This is a genomic window from Microlunatus panaciterrae (genome assembly GCF_016907535.1).
Lineage (GTDB): Bacteria > Actinomycetota > Actinomycetes > Propionibacteriales > Propionibacteriaceae > Microlunatus > Microlunatus panaciterrae.
Window position 1 is genome coordinate 2,412,207 of record NZ_JAFBCF010000001.1, and the last position, 16,850, is coordinate 2,429,056.

Annotated in this window: 14 protein-coding genes; 7 read left to right on the top strand and 7 right to left on the bottom strand. The window is 68.3% G+C overall.

Going from position 1 to position 16,850, the window contains the following annotated elements; all coding sequences use genetic code 11:
* Nucleotides 1–10 precede the first annotated feature (10 nt).
* The 3 genes from JOE57_RS19305 to JOE57_RS10925 all read right to left on the bottom strand — a co-directional run bounded on the left by JOE57_RS19305 (nucleotide 11) and on the right by JOE57_RS10925 (nucleotide 1,245).
* Complete coding sequence (locus JOE57_RS19305; RefSeq protein ID WP_204917893.1) at nucleotides 11–187, bottom strand: RGCVC family protein; 177 nt, start codon at nucleotides 185–187, stop codon at nucleotides 11–13.
* Nucleotides 188–331: 144 nt separating this feature from the next.
* Nucleotides 332–832 carry an SRPBCC family protein gene (locus JOE57_RS10920; protein WP_204917895.1) on the bottom strand — a complete coding sequence of 167 codons (501 nt, stop codon included), beginning with the start codon at nucleotides 830–832 and terminating at the stop codon, nucleotides 332–334.
* The gene (locus JOE57_RS10925; RefSeq protein ID WP_204917897.1) at nucleotides 829–1,245 is read right to left on the bottom strand and encodes an ArsR/SmtB family transcription factor; all 417 of its coding nucleotides are present in this window, start codon (nucleotides 1,243–1,245) and stop codon (nucleotides 829–831) included. Before JOE57_RS10925 ends, JOE57_RS10920 begins: the two co-directional genes overlap by 4 nt.
* A 286-nt stretch (nucleotides 1,246–1,531) precedes the next feature.
* Between JOE57_RS10925 and JOE57_RS10930 the strand changes: the two genes are divergently transcribed.
* The 4 genes from JOE57_RS10930 to JOE57_RS10945 are packed head-to-tail and all read left to right on the top strand — an operon-like array spanning nucleotide 1,532 to nucleotide 6,951.
* Nucleotides 1,532–4,642, top strand: coding sequence for an FtsX-like permease family protein (locus tag JOE57_RS10930; RefSeq protein ID WP_204917899.1), 3,111 nt, complete (start codon nucleotides 1,532–1,534; stop codon nucleotides 4,640–4,642).
* Nucleotides 4,639–5,484, top strand: a complete 846-nt coding sequence (locus tag JOE57_RS10935) for an ATP-binding cassette domain-containing protein (RefSeq protein WP_204917901.1) — start codon at nucleotides 4,639–4,641, stop codon at nucleotides 5,482–5,484. Before JOE57_RS10930 ends, JOE57_RS10935 begins: the two co-directional genes overlap by 4 nt.
* Entirely contained in the window at nucleotides 5,481–6,128 is a 648-nt protein-coding gene (locus tag JOE57_RS10940) for an ATP-binding cassette domain-containing protein (RefSeq protein WP_204917903.1), read from the top strand. Before JOE57_RS10935 ends, JOE57_RS10940 begins: the two co-directional genes overlap by 4 nt.
* 55 nt (nucleotides 6,129–6,183) lie before the next feature.
* A complete protein-coding gene (locus JOE57_RS10945) occupies nucleotides 6,184–6,951 on the top strand; it encodes a hypothetical protein (RefSeq protein WP_204917905.1) in 768 nt (255 codons plus the stop codon).
* On the opposite strand, the gene JOE57_RS10950 is transcribed toward JOE57_RS10945, so the two are convergent.
* Nucleotides 6,938–9,526: an HAD-IC family P-type ATPase gene (locus JOE57_RS10950; RefSeq protein ID WP_204917907.1), complete on the bottom strand. Its 2,589-nt coding sequence runs from the start codon at nucleotides 9,524–9,526 to the stop codon at nucleotides 6,938–6,940. The two genes, JOE57_RS10945 and JOE57_RS10950, sit on opposite strands and share 14 nt — an antisense overlap.
* A 308-nt stretch (nucleotides 9,527–9,834) precedes the next feature.
* Here JOE57_RS10950 and JOE57_RS10955 point away from each other — a divergent pair, with 308 nt between their 5' ends.
* Nucleotides 9,835–12,201 carry an HAD-IC family P-type ATPase gene (locus JOE57_RS10955; RefSeq protein ID WP_204917909.1) on the top strand — a complete coding sequence of 789 codons (2,367 nt, stop codon included), beginning with the start codon at nucleotides 9,835–9,837 and terminating at the stop codon, nucleotides 12,199–12,201.
* 10 nt (nucleotides 12,202–12,211) lie between these two features.
* Nucleotides 12,212–12,931: a hypothetical protein gene (locus JOE57_RS10960; RefSeq protein WP_338041263.1), complete on the top strand. Its 720-nt coding sequence runs from the start codon at nucleotides 12,212–12,214 to the stop codon at nucleotides 12,929–12,931.
* 53 nt (nucleotides 12,932–12,984) lie between these two features.
* Here the strand turns inward: JOE57_RS10960 and JOE57_RS10965 are convergent, their stop codons facing one another.
* On the bottom strand, nucleotides 12,985–13,962 hold the full coding sequence (locus tag JOE57_RS10965; protein ID WP_204917911.1) for an NAD(P)-dependent oxidoreductase: 978 nt from the start codon (nucleotides 13,960–13,962) through the stop codon (nucleotides 12,985–12,987).
* Nucleotides 13,963–14,103: 141 nt separating this feature from the next.
* Here JOE57_RS10965 and JOE57_RS10970 point away from each other — a divergent pair, with 141 nt between their 5' ends.
* Entirely contained in the window at nucleotides 14,104–14,877 is a 774-nt protein-coding gene (locus tag JOE57_RS10970) for a DUF5995 family protein (RefSeq protein WP_204917912.1), read from the top strand.
* Here JOE57_RS10970 and JOE57_RS10975 read toward each other — a convergent pair.
* Nucleotides 14,874–15,299: a MerR family transcriptional regulator gene (locus JOE57_RS10975; RefSeq protein ID WP_338041264.1), complete on the bottom strand. Its 426-nt coding sequence runs from the start codon at nucleotides 15,297–15,299 to the stop codon at nucleotides 14,874–14,876. The genes JOE57_RS10970 and JOE57_RS10975 overlap by 4 nt on opposite strands.
* Nucleotides 15,300–15,315: 16 nt before the next feature.
* Complete coding sequence (locus JOE57_RS10980; RefSeq protein WP_204917914.1) at nucleotides 15,316–16,836, bottom strand: SulP family inorganic anion transporter; 1,521 nt, start codon at nucleotides 16,834–16,836, stop codon at nucleotides 15,316–15,318.
* Nucleotides 16,837–16,850: the final 14 nt, after the last annotated feature.

Below are 16,850 nucleotides of genomic sequence, written 5' to 3' on the forward strand. Positions count from 1 at the left end.
GGCAGCCCGGTCAATAGTGAGCCGGTACCCGCTGGTGCGTCACGCCGGAGCAGATGCATTCGCGATGGCCCACTCCCGACCCGGTGACGGCGCACCAACGCGAGCTGATCGCGTCGTGCGCTGACAACGGATGGTGGCAGGTCGGGCACAGCACGTCGGGGAGGACGACCGGAGGAATGGTGTTCATATCGAGGTCCGTAAAGGCCCATCGGTCGGGCCGGCTGTCGATCGCCAGGGACCCGTCGACCAGATGTCAGCGGAGAAGTTCCTTGGTAGTTCTCACAGTACGCGAAGCCTCGTCCGCCGACACCTGACAACGGTCCACTCCTCCTCAGCCGACCATCCCGTGCAGGTATGGGGCGAGGCGGTCGAGGGTGATATTCCACCCCTCGGTCATGCCGGTGGCGAGCCACTCGCGGACGCGATCATCGGTCAGCCGGTCGGCGAAGGCGACTTGTAACACCATCTCGGTGGCACCGTTCATCTCGTCCAGGGTGATCGTGACGAGGGGTGCGTCATCGAGGTTGCTGGGGTCGAGCTGCGGCCAGCCGTCGATGGCGCCGAAGCTGAACACCAGCTTCTCCGGCGGAACGATCTCGTGGTAGATCCCGCCTGTCATGTACGACCTGTTTTCGTCCTCGATCATGTGAAGGCGCCAGCAGCCGCCTACTCGCAGGTCCACGGTGGTGGCGATGCCCTGGCTCGGCATCTCGCCTGCGAACCACTGCGCCAGCTGATCCGGGTCGGTCCAGGCCTGGAAGACGAGCTCCCGGGGGGCGTCCAGCCGTCGGGTGATGGTGAAGCTGCGTTCCACCTGGGTTGCTGCAGTCATGTTGATCTCTCCTTCGTCGGTCGGTTCTTCCGGTCGTGCTGTTGAGTGCTGCCGGGCTGGTTCGGCTGAGCAGCGCCGGCGGGCGTTCGTCGGCCGCCCCCCAGGGTCTTGAGGTGCTCCTCGAGGCGGTCGAGGCGGCCGTCGAAGAACTCGCGGTAGCTCGCCAGCCAGGCATCGACGTCATGCAGCGGTGTCGGGTCGAGCCGGCAGGGTCGCCACTGGGCATCGCGGCCCTTGACCACCAGGCCGGCGTTCTGCAGCACCTTCAGGTGTCGGGACACCGCCGGCAGGCTGATGGGATGGGGTGCCGCCAGCTCGTTCACCGTCGACTCGCCCCTCGCCAGCTGCGCCAGGATGGCCCGCCGGGTGGGGTCGGCCAGCGCTGCAAAGATCGCGCTGAGCGGATCCGGCATTGCATTTGCCTATCTAGTTAATTAAACAACACGTCAAATACACCACGAACACGGTGTCTTGTCAACACTCGCCTCCGGGTCTGGTCGGCGCCGTGATCGGCTCCTGGGTGTCGGGGTAGAGTCAAGGTCTCCTTCGGGAGCGTTGTCCGTTCTCCCCGGTGAAGGAGCAGACCATCCTCAGCGCCACACCTCGTAACCGTCCTGGACCCACCCCAGGATGGTGCGATCAGGATCACTCGGACGATGTCACGCGCGCTGTGGCTCATCGGCGGACGGTACGGCGGCGGTGACCGTTCCTCTGTGGCTGCGCAGCATCCAGCGGCGGCCGCACACTGCGGTGCTGCTCTTTCTGCTGTCGTCGGTCGTGGTGATGACGTCGATCGTGGGCCCGTTGCTGGTGCGCGCCGTTCATCAGTCGGCTCTGACCGGGGCTCTGGAGACCGCGGGATTGGACGGCACATCGATCTCGGTGTCCGGCGACGTCTCAGCCGATGAGCCCTGGCAGCCCGCCAGGGATCTGGCCGTCGGCGTGCTCGCCGCCGGCCAGGAGGATGGGTCGGAGCAGCTATGGCACCGGCCAGCGGTGTTGATCAAGTCGACCACGATCATCATCTGGAAGTCTGCTTCGGACGATGGCGAGCGGAATGCGCTGGTCAACGCCCTCGACGACGGCTGTGACGACTATGTGATCACCTCCGGTCGCTGCCCAGAGGGTGTCGGCCAGGCCATGATCAGTAGCGTCGACGCTGAGCGCTCGAAGATCAAGACTGGTTCGGTCATCTCGTTCGCTCTGGCCCGGGCTCCGGTGACGAAGGTCAAGATCGTCGGCATCTACGATCCCGTCACCTCGACCGCCGCTGATCTCACCCGCCCGGGCAGCACCAGCGGCGTGCTGGCGGGAGTCCAGAGCGATCCGGTGGTGATGACCGCCATCCAGTCAGAGAACCTGCCGCTCCCGGTGAAGATCACCGCCCGGATGACGGCGCTCCCCGGGATGACCATCGCCGACGAGCCGGCGGTGCAGACCTCGGTCGAGCAGATCAAGATGTCAGCCAACGCCCAGGATCGGGTGATCGCTATCGGCACCGACCTGCCGGAGCTGCTGGACGGGGTCGACGACCAGGCGAGGTTGGCGCAGGTGCTCGTCCTGGTCACCGACGTCCAGGCACTGTTTCTCGCCGTCTTTGCCCTCGCGGTGGTGCTGCAGCGGATCGGGCGGGCACGCGCCGCGGAGTGGAGCGTGGGGCGCCTCCGTGGCGTGACCCGGCGGCGCTGGCTGAGCTCGGTCTACGTCGAACCGGCGGCTGCCCTGTTACTGGGGCTACCGCTCGGCTTCGCCGCAGGAGTTGCGGTCGCACGGCTGGGCGTGACCCTCACCCTGCGTCCGGGCACGCCGCTGGAGATCTGGCGTTGGCCGGTGCTCGCGTCTGCCGGCGTGGCCACAGTGATCGCCTTCGGCGCCCTGGTTGCGGTCAGCCTCCGCAGCGTACGTCAACCGCTGGCAGATCTCGTCCAGCAGCAGGCCGAGAGCCGGCGGCTGTCCACGCTCGGCGCCGTGGTCCACTCTGGGGTGTTCCTGCTTGCCGCCGTCACCATCTATCAACTGGTGACGGGCGGCCTACTCACCTCGGGCGGCCCCCAGCTGGGGCTGCTCGCCCCCGGGCTGTTTGCGCTCGCCGCTGCCCTGGTGACGGTGCGCGTGGCCGTCCTGGTGGTCCGCCGGAGCACCACCCGACCACCCCGCAGCCTGGCCGCGCTGGTGGTCGGCCGGCATGCGGCCCGGATGCAATCGGCCCTGAACCCGGCCATGATCATCGCGGTCGGGGTGGCGCTGGCCGTGTTCGCGACGCAGGTCTTCGCTCTGTCGGTCCGCAACCAGGCTCTGCGGGCCGATGCCGTCACCGGAGCCAGCACGGTGCTCACTGTTTCTGTACCACCCGACGTCGATCTGCTTGCGGCCGTCCGCGCCGCCGACCCCACCGGTCGGCAGGCGATGGCCGTCAAGGAGACTCCGGTCGAGGGCTTCAACGGCATCTCCCGGATCGTCGCCGTCGACACCCCTCGCCTGGAGGCGGTCTCGAGCTGGTCTCCCGAGTGGTCTGGGGTGGCAGACCTCACCCGAGCGCTCCGGGGCCGCACGACCCCGCCGATCACCCTGCAGGGTAGCCGGGTTCAGGTCGACCTGGCCGGGGTGCGGGTGCTTCCGCAGCCGCCCGCCGACCCCACCAGTGCGCCGGCGAACGCCCCAGTGCAGCCACCGGCGCTGGTGCTGACCGTGGAGGGCAAGGGCCACTGGCAGACCGTCAACCTGGGCCCGATCAAGGGGCCTGAGAGCTCGCGCAGCAGGCAGCTGAGCGCCGAACTTCCATGCGTGCAGGGTTGCCGACTGGTGTCCCTCGGCCTGCTGGCCGGGAAGAACGCACCCTATAAGGCGTGGTTCACGGTGGCCGGCATCGCCACCGACAAGCAACCGATGGGGGACTCGGCAACCTGGCTGACGACCGGCGGGCGCTGGCGATCGCAGTCGGCCAACGACACCCTGCCCAAGCCGGTGTCGATGGCCATACCCAGCGCCACTGCCGAGGGGTTGGCGATCGAGGCCTTCGACACCCAGGGTGCCAACCTGACCTCGGTCTCACCCTCCGACACAGCGGACCCACTCCCGGCGGTCCTGGGCCCGACCACCTCCGCCGAACCGGTGCCGGGCAGTGCCGGCGCGGGGTTCGGGACCGGGCTGGACGGTCAGCAGCAGAAGCTCGCCATCGTCGGGCGGGCGGCGGTCCTGCCCCGTTCGCTTGACGAGGGGGTGCTGGTGGACCTCGCCAACGCGCAGGGTCTGTCCGACCCCTCCCTGAGCCGGACCAGCAACGAGGTGTGGCTGGCGCCGGACGCCGCCCCCAGCATCGCAAAACGGCTGGCGGCTCAGGGGATCCGGGTGCAGACCAGGGAGCTGCTGAGCGACACCCGCGACGACCTGCAGCAACAGGCGAGCACCCGGGGCGCCGCGGTGGCGGTCATCGTCGGCTTCGCAGCTCTGCTGCTGACGATGCTCGCCCTGGTCGCGGCCCGCTGGGCCGACGCCGGTAAACGAGGTGAGGACTGGCGGGCGCTGCGTGAGGGCGGCGTGAGCCCCCGCAGGCTCCGCCACCTCGTCCGGGTGGAGATCGCCGTTCCCGCCGTGCTGGGCGTCCTGGTCGGGATGCTCAGCGGCGCCGTTGCTGCCCGGATCGCGGGGGCACGGCTCCCGCTGGTGGACCGGACGGAGCCTGGACCGCCGCTGAGTCTGCACCTGTCCTGGCCGCCTATCCTGCTGCTGGGCCTCGGTACTGTGCTGGTCATCATGGTGATCGCCCAGGTCGGAGCCATGGCCGAGACCCGATCGAAGGAGGGCCGGTGAGCACCGGAGCGGCGATCCGCACAGTGGGTGTGGTGCACGTTTTCCGGGTGGCCGGTACGGACGTGGCGGCCCTCCGCGGCGTCGACCTGTCGGTCGCCCCCGGCGAGCGGGTTGCGCTGCTGGGGCCCTCCGGTTCGGGCAAGTCGACGCTGCTGAGCGTGGTGGCCGGCCTGCGCAGGCCCTCGGCAGGGGCGGTGCTGGTCGACGGCGACGACATCGCCCGCTTTTCGGAGTCGCAGCTCTACGACTACCGGACGCGTAGCCTCGGGCTGATGATGCAGGGGACGGTGTCCAACCTGCTGCCCTACGCCAGCCCACGCGAGAACGTCGCCTTTGTCGCCGGCAGGACCCGCAAGGGTCGGCGCGCTCAGAGTACGAGCTCGGTGGCCCTCGAGGCTGCGGGACTGGCCGACGAGCGTCGTCCGGTCGCCCGCCTCGGCCGCGCCGACCAACAGGCCACCGCTCTCGCCGTCGCCATGACCGGCGACCCGCGACTGCTGCTCGTCGACGAACCCACCAGCCAGCTGGATGACGATGCCCGGGAGAGCCTGCTGGACACCCTCGTCCAGGCGACCGCCGCCGCCGGCACGACGCTGCTGATGGTCACCCACGACGAGAACGTCGCCCACCGGATGCAGCGGATGGTCCGGATGCGCGACGGCCGGGTCGGTGCCGAGGGGCAGCGGCACGAGCAGTACGCGGTGATCGGCGCGGACGGATCGGTGCAGCTGCCGGAGGAGCTGCTGTTGGCCTGGCCGGCCGGCTCCACTGTGGCCGTCGAGGCCGCCTCGGCCGACGAGATCACCATCAAACGCCGTCCACCGGCCGAGGAGACGCAGTGACCCATTCCGCAGACACCCGATCGACGGGACTGGTCGTCCGCGAGCTGGTGGTCCGAGACGGTTCCAGGGACATCGCGCGCGGTCTGACGCTGGACGTCCCGCCCGGTCACCGCGCAGCGGTCACCGGCCCGTCGAGCGCCGACGTCACGGCTGTCCTGGCGACTCTCGCCGGACTACGCGCCCCGGCCACCGGTTCGATCATGATCGACGAGAGTCCGGTCGGCCTGGCCCCGCCGCCGGACCGGGTGGGCTATCTCAGTCAAGATCATCGACTGATCGGCACCCTGACCGCGGTGGAGAACCTGCTGGTGACCATGATCGCGGGCGGCGAACCGGCCAACCGGTCGACAGCGCTGCGGGCCGAAGAACAGCTCCAAGCCCTCGCGCTCGCGCCGGCGACCTGGCACAACCTGGTCGAGCAACTGTCCGGTGGCCAGCAGCAACGGGTGGCGCTGGGGCGGGCACTCGTTCTCCGGCCGCGGCTGCTGGTGCTGGACCATCCGACCAGCGAGCTCGACCCGGACACCGTCGAGCTGGTGGACGGGGTGTTACACGAGGTCACAGCGCAGGGAGTCTCGTGCGTCCTTGCCAGCGACGACGAGACCGTGCTCGGCTCCTGTGCCGACCGACTGGAGCTGGTCTGACAATCCCGCCAGGCTTGCCTGTCGGATGAGCCTCCACCTTGCTACAGTCCCAGGCATGCTGCGGACACGCCTTGCCGCATCGGTGCTCGCTCTCGCGCTCGGCGCCACTCTCGTTGGCGGGAGCGCGGCGCTGCCTGCCGCGGCCGACCCGCCCGTGGTGCAGCAGGCAGTGTTGATCAAGGACAAGTCGCCGTACACCTTCAGCTACTACGAGCACATCGACCACATCGGACAAGGTGACCTGGTCTGCTACTACGGTGCCAACCCTGACGGGTGTGCGAAGTACCCACCGAACCGAGGCAAGGTGCGGTACTCGGTCAAGATGTACCGGCTCAAGGAGCGCGAGAAGCGCTACGACTACTACTTCGTCGACGTCACGGCCAACACCTACAAGCGCAAGGGTGACGGCGACAAGGGGCGGATGTCGATCACCATCGATCCCACCTCGAAGGTCAACATGACCTCCAACATCTACTCCAAGAAGACGCTCAAGGACGACTGCCACACCTATCCGCTGAACATCGGGCTGTCGATGGGCCCGGTCGGTGTCGGCTCGACCGTTGCTCAGTTCTCCACCTGCGACAAGGCTCAGCTGCACACCACGCGGCTGGCCAGCAACGCTGTGCGCTATGACATCTACAGCCTGAACCGGTTCCGCACCTGGTCGGTGCAGAAGTGGGTGCGGGTGGCCAGGGGCGCCAAGCCGAGCTTCAAGGTGACCGTTGCGTGGCGGGCCGACAACTGCACGGTGCTGCGCAGATCGCTCAAGGCCTACGCGAACGTCAAGACCAAGACCAAGGTGATCAAGATCAGCGCTGCCTAACTGGGCTTGGCGGTCGAGGCCGCCGGGACCGGATCCGCTTGTCCAGGGCGTCAACGGCCAGCAGGGCCGCTGCTGAGCCGAAAGCCACCGCCCAGCCCGCCAGCGGCGGGGGGGCCTGACCGAGCACCAGGGCGATCGGGGTCACCAGCAGCACCACCAGCGAGAAGGCGAGCTCGGTGGACGCGGCCGGTATCAGCAGGCGGTTGGTGGTCCAGCCGAGGGCACCGGGCCATCGGGTCGAGCTGCGGCAGGCGAAGGCGTTGGCCGTCTGCGCGATCACCACCGTCATGAACGCGGCACCGGAGGCGGCCATCAGATCGTGCCCGGTGGGGAACGGCCGGCCCGGCGACCAGCCGACCGCCAGCAGGGACACCACGAACGCGATCATCGTGAACAGCGCCACCAGTGGCCCCAGGAGCCCGAACGCCCGCCTCAGCACGGTGGCATTCATGAGTCGACCTTGCACTGGTGGCCCATCGAGGAGGTGGCGTGCCGGCGGCTCTGCGCCGAGGGCGACTGCCGACAGCGTGTCGGTGCCGAGGTCGAGGGCGAGGATCTGCAACACGCCCAGAGCGAGGGGAAAGCGTCCGCCCGAGAGAGCCCAGATCAGGAACGGGGTGAGCTCGGCCACGTTGTCGGTCAGGTGGTAGGTGAGGAACCGGCGGATGTTCACGAAGGTGGCCCGACCCTGCTCGACACCACCGACGATGCTCGCGAACGCGTCGTCGAGGAGCACCAGGTCCGCCGCCTCGCGCGCGACGTCGGTGCCCGACCGCCCCATGGCGATGCCGATGTCCGCCTCATGCAGCGCCGGGGCGTCGTTCACCCCGTCGCCTGTCATGGCCACCACATGACCCCGGGAATGCAGCGCCCTGGCGATGCGCAGCTTGTCCTCGGGTGAGACGCGCGCGACGACCGCCCCATCGTGGTCGAGCAGGGCGGCCAGGACACGCTCGTTCGCCGGGAGGTCCGCACCGGTGAGCACCGGGGCGCCGGGCAGGCGCAGCCCCACCTCGTCTCCGATCGCCTTCGCCGTCGCCGGATGGTCACCGGTCACCATCGCGACGCTGATGCCAGCCCTCCGGCAGGCGGCGAGCGCCTCGGTGACGTTGTCGCGCGGCGGGTCCTCGAGGGCGACCACACCGACCAGGTGCAGGCCCTGCCCGCACTCCTCCGGACTGCTCGGCCTGCGGCCGGCGAGGGGGGCGGCGGCGATCGCCAACACCCTCAGCCCCCGCACCACCAGGGAGTCCACAACGGCTCGGGCGGCCACCCCGTTGCCACACAACTGGATCACCTCGTCGGGCGCGCCCTTGACGATGACCCCGTCATCGACCACGACGGACATCCTGCGCAGGTGCGCATCGAAGGGGAAGCGCAGCTCCACCGGATGCCTGGACCGGTCACCGTCGGTGTCGATCCCCAGGCGTCGGGCGAACGCATCCAGCGCGGCCTCCATCGGGTCGCCGTGTGCCCGCCACTCACCGCCGACCCGCTGCGCGTAGCCGGTCGAGCACCGCATCGCCGCCAGAGCCAGAGCGGTGCACGGCTCGTGGCCGGTCCCCGACCAGCTGAGAGTGGCGTCCGGGTCATAACCCGAGCCGTTCACCGTCACCGACCCGGCCGGAGTCCAGGCCTCGACGACAGCCATCTGGTTGCGGGTTAGCGTCCCGGTCTTGTCGGTGCAGATGAACGTCGTCGAACCGAGGGTCTCGACGGCCTCCAGGTTGCGTACCAGGACCTGCCGCTTGGCCATCTGCTCGGCACCCCAGGCCAGCGACAAGGTCACCGTCGGCAGCAGCGCTTCAGGCACCAGTGCCACTGTGACGCCGATGGCGAAGATGAAACCATCCTGGATCGGGTTGCCGACCAGCATCGAGATCACCAGGAAGAGCCCCCCAACGCCGAGCGCGATGGCGGCGATCAGCCGCACCACACCCTTCAGTCCGCGCGTCAGCGGGGTGTCAGGCTTGGCCGAGGTGGTGGCGAGCCTGGCGATCCCAGCCAACCGCGTCTCATCCCCGGTGGCCTGGACGACGGCCCGTGCTTCGCCCTCGACCACGAACGTCCCGGCAAACACGAGGTCGCCGGACCCCATGGCCGCCGCCAGGCTTTCGCCGGTGAGCAGCGACGAGTCCACCAGTAGCCGGTTCGCCATGGTGAGGGCGGCATCCGCCGGGATTCGGTCACCGCTCTCCAGCAGCAGCACGTCACCGACCACCACGTCCTCGGCTTCGATGATCCGTCGCCGGCCGTCGCGCCACACCGAGACCTGGGTCGGGAGCAGGGCGCGCAGCCGGTCTGCAGCGCGGTCCGCCCGAGCCTGCTGCGCGAAGGCGAACACGGCGTTCAGGACGATGACCGCGAAGATCGCGATCCCGAGCTGGGGCAGTCGGGCGGCGAGGGCGAGAATCCCTGCGACCCACAGCATCACGGCGAAGAAGTGGGTGAGCTCCCCGACCAGGCGCCGCCCGGCGGAGGGCCGCTTCAATGCTGGCAGCCGGTTGGGGCCGTGCTCAGCTCGCCGGCTGGCCGCTTCGGCTGTGGTCAGGCCCTGCGCCGTGACTGCAGACACTGCGATTCCTTCTCACCGGGTTGACGACCCTTCCATCAACAGCATCCGACAGGCCGGGGGAGACCGGCAGAGTCGATGGTCCCGCCGAGCCCACCGTGCACGCGGGCCACAGGTGCGGGCGTCTGGATCACGACGCACAAGTCGCGTCTTGATCACTTCTCGTGTCTGGTGGCGCGGTGGGAGACACCTGTGCGCCGCTCACCTGATGCTGGTGCGCACTACCTGGCGACAGGGCTGCCAGAATTGCCGGGGTGGGGGTGGAAGAAGGTGGCCAGGACCCGGCACGACCAGCCGAAGGAACGGCGTCCATGACCGGCTTGACCGGCGTTGACGTTGCGGCTCGGGTCGGGGCGGGCCTGACCAACGGGGTGTCGAGTGCCTCCAGCAGGAGTCTGTGGCAGATCGTCCGCGCCAATGTCCTGACCCTCGTCAACGCCATCGTCGGCGTCAGTTTCGTATCGCTGCTGGTGTTGGGTCAGTGGAAGGACGCACTTTTTGGACTCACCGCGGTCGGCAACGCGGTCATCGGCGTCACCCAGGAGTATCGGGCCAAGCGGCTACTCGACCGGCTCGCGATTCTCGAGTCGCCGCACGCCCGCGTTGTCCGTGATGGTGTCATCCAGGTCATCGACCGGGGCGACGTCGTGCGTGATGACGTGCTGATGCTCCGCGTCGGGGATCAGGTGACGGCCGATGCCACGATTCTCGACTCTCAAGGGCTTGAGGTGGATGAGTCCCTGCTGACGGGTGAATCCAGTTCTGTCGCCAAGGGAAGCGGCGCCGAGGTTTTGTCGGGCTCCGGCGTCGTTGCCGGACATGGGAGCGCTCGGGTCGTCCGGGTGGGTGCCGAGGCCTTCGCCAACCGGATCAGTGTCGAAGCCAAACGCTTCTCCCTGGTCAGCTCGGAGGTGCGCAACGGGCTCAACCGTGTTCTCCGCTGGGTCAGCTGGGCGCTCCTTCCGCTCGTGCTGATCGTCGCCAATGGACAGATGCAGGCCCGCGGTGGCTGGGCCCAGGCGTTCTCCACCGGCACCTGGAGCAGTGCTGTGGTGGGCACCATTGCGAGCGTCATCGGCGTCATCCCCTTCGGCCTGGTGCTTCTCACCAGCGTCGCGTTCGCTGTCAGTGCGGTACGGCTGGCGCGCCACAAGGCCCTCATCCAGGAGTTGGCAGCGGTCGAGGTCCTTGCGCGTGTGGATGTGCTCTGCCTGGACAAGACAGGCACGCTGACCGACGGCAGGATCGTCTTCGATGCCACCCACCAGGTCGGAGGGACGCCGCCGCGCGGCTGGCACAGGGCGCTTGCCTGGTTCGGCGCCGACGTTGAGGCGAACGCTACCGCCAAGTGCCTGGCCGAGCGGTTCTTGTCCGATGGTGCCCTCCAGCCGGTCGACTCGGTGGGTTTCACCTCGGTGAGGAGGTGGAGCGCGGTCACCTTCGGCGCCGACCGTGCCGCGGGCACGTGGGTCCTCGGCCCCTCTGACGTGGTTCTCGGCCAGGACGCCTCGCACCGGGATGAGGCGGAGACGGTGGCGACCGCCCTTGCGGCGACCGGCCTGCGGACCTTGGTACTGGCCCACGGGTCTACGCCACCATCCCGCTACGACGGCCGGATCGGGCTGCCCAGCGACCTTGTTCCCGTCCTCGTGCTCACGTTCCGCGAGCGGGTGCGTCCCGAGGCAGCCCGCACGCTGGCGTACTTCCGTGACCAGGGTGTGGCCCTGAAGATCATCTCCGGCGACGATCCCCGCACCGTCGCTGCGGTGGCTCGGGAGCTGGGGTTCGAGGCACGGGAGGGCTACGACGCCCGTGAGCTGCCGACTGATCTGGACCTGATGGCGGAAGTCCTGGAGGAGCAGATGGTGTTCGGCCGCGTCACCCCTGCGCAGAAGCGGGAGCTGGTGCTGGCCCTTCGCCGTCGCGGACACACGATCGCGATGACGGGTGATGGCGTGAACGACGCCCTTGCCCTGAAGGAGGCGGACATCGGCGTCACCCTGGACTCGGCGGCGGCGCCCGCCAAGGCGGTGTCCCGGCTCGTGCTGCTGGACGGTCGTCTCGACCGGCTGCCGACAGTGGTCGCGGAGGGACGACGCGTCATTGCCAACATCGAGCGCATTTCGATCCTGTTTCTCACGAAGACCGTCTATGTGATGAGCATCTCGCTGGTCTTCGGCGCTCTGCTGTGGGGGTTTCCGTTCCTCTCCCGGCAGCTTTCGGCCGTTGACGGGCTGACCATCGGGATCCCTGCGTTCTTCCTCGCGATCATGGCCAACCCTCGTCGCTATCGTCCGGGCCTGCTTCGACGATCACTCATGTTCGCAGGGCCAGCCGGTCTCATCATCGGTGCCATCGTCGTTGGCCTCAATGTCTTCAGCAGAGTCAGTTGCTGCTTCACCGGCGGGGCGGTGCAGAGCAGCTCCGTCCTGGTCCTGTCACTCGTCGGCCTGTGGATCCTGGTGGTCGTCGCCAGACCCGTGAACCTCCGCAGGATGACCATCATCGGCGCCATGTACGCCGGACTGGTGCTGCTGTTCACCCTTTCGACGCTGAGAGACTTCTTCACCCTGGAGTGGCCACCGACCAGCCTCGTCTGGGCGTCCCTGGTGCTGAGCGTGGCTGGCGGTGTCGCGGTCGAGGTGGTGAGCCGTCTTCAGGCCCGACGGCGTCTGTGATACTGACCGGGTGACCGGCCGTAACCCGTTCGACGAGGAACTGTCTCACCGTCGTACGGCTGCCGGTGAGAATCGGCTGCCGCCCGCCATAGCGACGCTGGTTGCGGCCGTCGCCTACGCCCTCCTGCCGGAGCCTCTGCTGTTCGGGCCGCGGTTGACGATCCCGCTCATCGAGCTGGCCCTGCTGACTGCTGTGGTCCTGATGAACCCGCGCCGGATGGTCCGGCAGAGCCGGTGGTCGAGGATCGCTGCCGTCCTGCTCGCCGCACTGGTCATCGCCGCCAACCTGGTCGCCCTGGGGATGCTTATCCGCACGCTCCTGGTGCCCAGCACGTCCGGCAGCTCACTGCTGCTGGGGGCGATGCAGGTCTGGCTGACGAATGTGATCGGTTTCGGGTTGGTGTACTGGGAGCTCGACCGCGGCGGCCCGGTGGCCCGGCGTAATGTGCGTCGGGAGGAGCTGCCTCCCGCAGACTGGCGGTTCTCGCAGGACGAGAATGACGATGCTGTGGTGGAGGTCTCCATCGGTGCCAGTGCGAAGTCCGGCTGGGTGCCGACCTTCATCGACTACCTCTACCTCTCGCTCACCAACTCCAGCGCCTTCAGCCCGACAGACACCATGCCGTTGACGACCCGGGCCAAGATCCTGATGGGCCTGGAAGCGACGGCAGCCCTGCTCATCTCACTGCTGGTCATCGCCCGCGCTGTCGGGTCGCTGGCCGGCGGCTGACCCGGACCGGTGTCGGGCCGCCCCCTCGGGTCCTTCGCATGACGGCCGGTCGGTCAGTAGCCTGCCGACAGATCGACGACGTTGGCCATCGGCTCACCCGCCGCGAACCTGCGCAGGTTGGCGACGAAGAGGCGCAGGCCGCGGTCCCGGCCCGCGGGAGAGCTGCCCGATCGGTGCGGTGAGACGATCATGTTCGGCTGCGACCAGGCGGGGTGGTCGGCGGGAAGTGGTTCAGTCGTCCAGGCGTCGAGAGCGGCGCCGCCGATCGTCTGGTCGTGCAGAGCCTGCAGCAGTGCCTCTTCGTCAATGGTCCCTCCGCGCCCGACATTGATCAGCCAGGCGCCGGACTTGAAGGAGCTGAGCTCGGCGGCGCCGATCATGTGCGCGGTCTCGGCCGTGAGCGGCACCGTTGAGACGACGAAGTCCGCGTCCGGCAGCAGGGCGCGCCATTCGTCGCCCTGGACGACCCGATCCGCATGCTCGACCTGGCGGCCCTGACGGTTGGAGCCCCAGATCCGCATTTCGAACGCGCTGGCCCGCTTGATGATCTCCTGACCGATCCCTCCGGTCCCGAGAACCAGCAGCGTCCTTCGGTAGAGCTCGTCGGCCGGCTCATCTCCCGCCCAGCGGTGTTGCGTCTGTGCCTGACGCACGGCGTCCGAGTGCTTGACGACCGTCAGCATCGTCGACAGGACCCATTCGGCGATCGGGATGGCGAAGACTCCGGCGCCGTTGGTCAGGGTGATCCCCCGGGCGTCCAACTCCTGCAGCGGCCAGCGTTCAACTCCTGCTCCCGGACTGTGCAGCCAGCGCAGTCTTGGGGCTTCGTTCAGCAGCCGCTGGAAGCCGTCATCGTCGAGGTCCCACCGGACCGCGGCTTCGGCGTCGCCCAGCTCTGCGCCGGCTGCGGATTCGTCCACCGCGACGAGCTCGATCGCGGCGGTGTCCACCGATGGTGCGTGATCACCTGACTCCTCAAGCAGGGCTCTGACGTCATCCACGATCGAACGGCTCACCACGACTTTGATCACGTCAACACCCTATCGGCGGACCTGAGCCCTCCATGCCGGCGTCGTGACCCGCGGCCCGATGAGGGTCTTCGGGTGGTGGTCTTCCGGCCCGCCCGCGGAAGGACGAGAATCGTCGTATCCACGTCGGTGAGGGGAGCGCCCATGACGGCAGCGGGCCAGGGGGCGGGTTCGCCGATTGCGGCGGTGGTGGCCAGACTGCAGCAGCGCCTGGACCTGCTCCCGCCGCGTCTCGGCAGCCAGCGGGTGTTTCTCTCGACTTACCAGCGCACGACCGAGGCGGTGGGACGGGCCATCGACCAGGGTCTCTTTGACGACGGCGACTGGGTGGAGAGCTGGGACGTGGCCTTCGCTGAGCTGTACCTGCGTGCCCTCGACGCCGAGCTCGCCGGTGGCCGGGTGCCCCGGCCCTGGCGGCTCGCTTTCGGCGCCGGGCCGGATCAGCCCCCGCTACGACACGTCCTGCTCGGGATCAACGCGCACATCAACTTCGACCTCCCGCAGGCCTTGCTTGCTGTCATCAGCGTGGACGACTTCGCCGTCTCGGCAGTGATCGAGCGCCGCCGTCGGGATCATGAACGGATCGACACTGTGCTGGCCTCGCGGGTTGCGGCCGAGGACCACGAGCTGGATGCTTCCGGAGCGACTACCCTGCTCGACCGGCTGCTGACACCGTTGAACCGGCTCGGCTCGCGGCGGTTCCTCCGGGAGGCCCGACAGAAGGTCTGGCACAACACCGTCGAGCTACACCACGCGAGGGTCGCTGGAGCCGAGGACTACTCCGTCCGATTGGCCGAGCTCGAGCTGCTCAGCGCAGCCAAGGTCGCGGACCTGTTGCGGCCGGGTCAGGTGCTGCTGCGGCTGGCCGTCGCAGGTTTCGGGGTCACCCTGCCCCCGCCGATCCCCTCCGGTCGCTAGCTGTGACTGGGCTGATCGTCCGGATCGGGTGGGGTGTCTGCGCCGAGCCGGGCCAGCAGTTCGGTGAGCTCCTCGGCATAGCCCAGCTGACGTCGTAGCAGCTGACAGCTGTCCTCGGCCCGCCGATGACACTCGACAACGAACGCCCGCGCCGCCGCCCGCTCCGTCGCAGTGGAGGTCGACGTGGCCAGTGTGTCCAGGGCCTCAAGGAGTCGGCGCATCTCGTCCAGGCTGAAGGCCAGCGGCTTCATCCGACGGATCACCAGCAGGCGTCGAACGTCGTCCTCGGTGTACAGGCGGAAGCCTCCCGCGCTGCGCGCGGACGGGGTCACCAGGCCCACCTCGTCATAGTGGCGCAGCGTCCGGATGGACAGCTCGGTGCGCTCGGCCACCTGGCCGATCTGGAACTGGGTCTCGCTCACCGTCGGCTCACGTGCCTCAGTGGTCTGCGCCGAGCTTGCCGCTCAACGTGTCGTGCCACTTGGCGCTGGGTTCGTTGAGACCCACGATCTCGACGTGTTTGCCCCTGCTCTCGTACTTGAAGACGATGGCATCGAGCGCGGCGACGGTGGAGGCGTCGAAGATCTGCGAGTCGCTCAGGTCGATGATCACGTTCGCCGGATCACCGGCGTAGTCGAACTGGTAGACGAGATCGTTGCTGGAGGCGAAGAACAGCGCACCCTTCACTGCGTACACCCTCGTGTTCTCGTCCGGGTGGGCGATGTCGACCACCTCGGTGAAGTGCGCCACCCGACGGGCGAAGAAGATCATGGCTACGATCACCCCGAGGATGACTCCGTACGCCAGGTTGTGGGTGGCGACGGTGACGACGACCGTCGTGAGCATGATGGTGGTCGCGCTGAGCGGCATCCGGCGGAGTGTCGCCGGCTGGACGCTGTGCCAGTCGAAGGTGCCGACCGACACCATGACCATGACCGCGACCAGCGCTGCCATCGGGATCAGGCCCACGATGTCGCCCAACCCCACCACCAGGATGAGCAGGAAGACACCGGCGAGGAAGGTGGAGATCCGCGTCCGTGCGCCGGACACCTTGACGTTGATCATGGTCTGCCCGATCATCGCGCAGCCTCCCATGCCGCCGAAGAGACCGGTGACCAGGTTGGCCACGCCCTGACCCCAGCCCTCTCGGGTCTTGTCTGAGTGGGAGTCAGTGATGTCGTCCACGAACTTCGCGGTCATCAGCGACTCCAACAGCCCGACGAGCGCCATCGCCAAGGCGTACGGAGCGATGATGGCCAACGTGTCTAGGCTGAGTGGCACCTTCGGCACCATCAAGGAGGGCAGACTGTGCGGCAGCTCGCCCTGGTCGCCGACGTTCGGCACCCTGACGCCCAGGCCTACGGTCAGCACGGTGAGCAGCACGATGGCGACCAACGGGGCGGGAATGATGCGGGTCAGGCGCGGCAGCAAGACGATGATCAGGATGCCGGCGCCGACCATCGGGTACACCAGCCAGGGGACGCCGATCAGCTGGGGGAGCTGGGCCAGGAAGATCAAGATGGCGAGTGCGTTGACGAAGCCGACCATCACGCTGCGCGGGACGAAGCGCATCAGCTTGGCGACCCCGAGCAGGCTCAGCAGGATCTGGAACAGGCCCGCCAACAGCACGGTGGCCACCAGGTAGTCGAAGCCGTGTTCCCTGGTCAGCGGCGCGACGACGAGGGCGACTGCCCCGGTGGCCGCCGAGATCATCGCCGGTCGGCCGCCGACGATGGCGATGGTGGCTGCCATGGTGAACGAAGCGAAGAGCCCCACCTGCGGTGGTACCCCGGCGATGATCGAGAACGAGATCGCCTCGGGGATCAGTGCCAGCGCGACGACGAGGCCGGCGAACACCTCGGTCCGCAGCCGGCGCGGCGAGCGGAGGGCGCCGAGGACAGTGAGCTCACGGTCGACGGCAGGAGCCGCCTTGGCTGGGGCGGGTGCCGCAGAGGTCATGATCATTCCCATCG

Excerpts from the sequence above, each read along its gene's own strand:
- JOE57_RS19305 (WP_204917893.1), bottom strand. The coding sequence starts at position 187 with ATGAACACCATTCCTCCGGTCGTCCTCCCCGACGTGCTGTGCCCGACC.
- JOE57_RS10920 (WP_204917895.1), bottom strand. The coding sequence starts at position 832 with ATGACTGCAGCAACCCAGGTGGAACGCAGCTTCACCATCACCCGACGG.
- JOE57_RS10925 (WP_204917897.1), bottom strand. The coding sequence starts at position 1,245 with ATGCCGGATCCGCTCAGCGCGATCTTTGCAGCGCTGGCCGACCCCACC.
- JOE57_RS10945 (WP_204917905.1), top strand. The coding sequence starts at position 6,184 with ATGCTGCGGACACGCCTTGCCGCATCGGTGCTCGCTCTCGCGCTCGGC.
- JOE57_RS10955 (WP_204917909.1), top strand. The coding sequence starts at position 9,835 with ATGACCGGCTTGACCGGCGTTGACGTTGCGGCTCGGGTCGGGGCGGGC.
- JOE57_RS10970 (WP_204917912.1), top strand. The coding sequence starts at position 14,104 with ATGACGGCAGCGGGCCAGGGGGCGGGTTCGCCGATTGCGGCGGTGGTG.
- JOE57_RS10980 (WP_204917914.1), bottom strand. The coding sequence starts at position 16,836 with ATGACCTCTGCGGCACCCGCCCCAGCCAAGGCGGCTCCTGCCGTCGAC.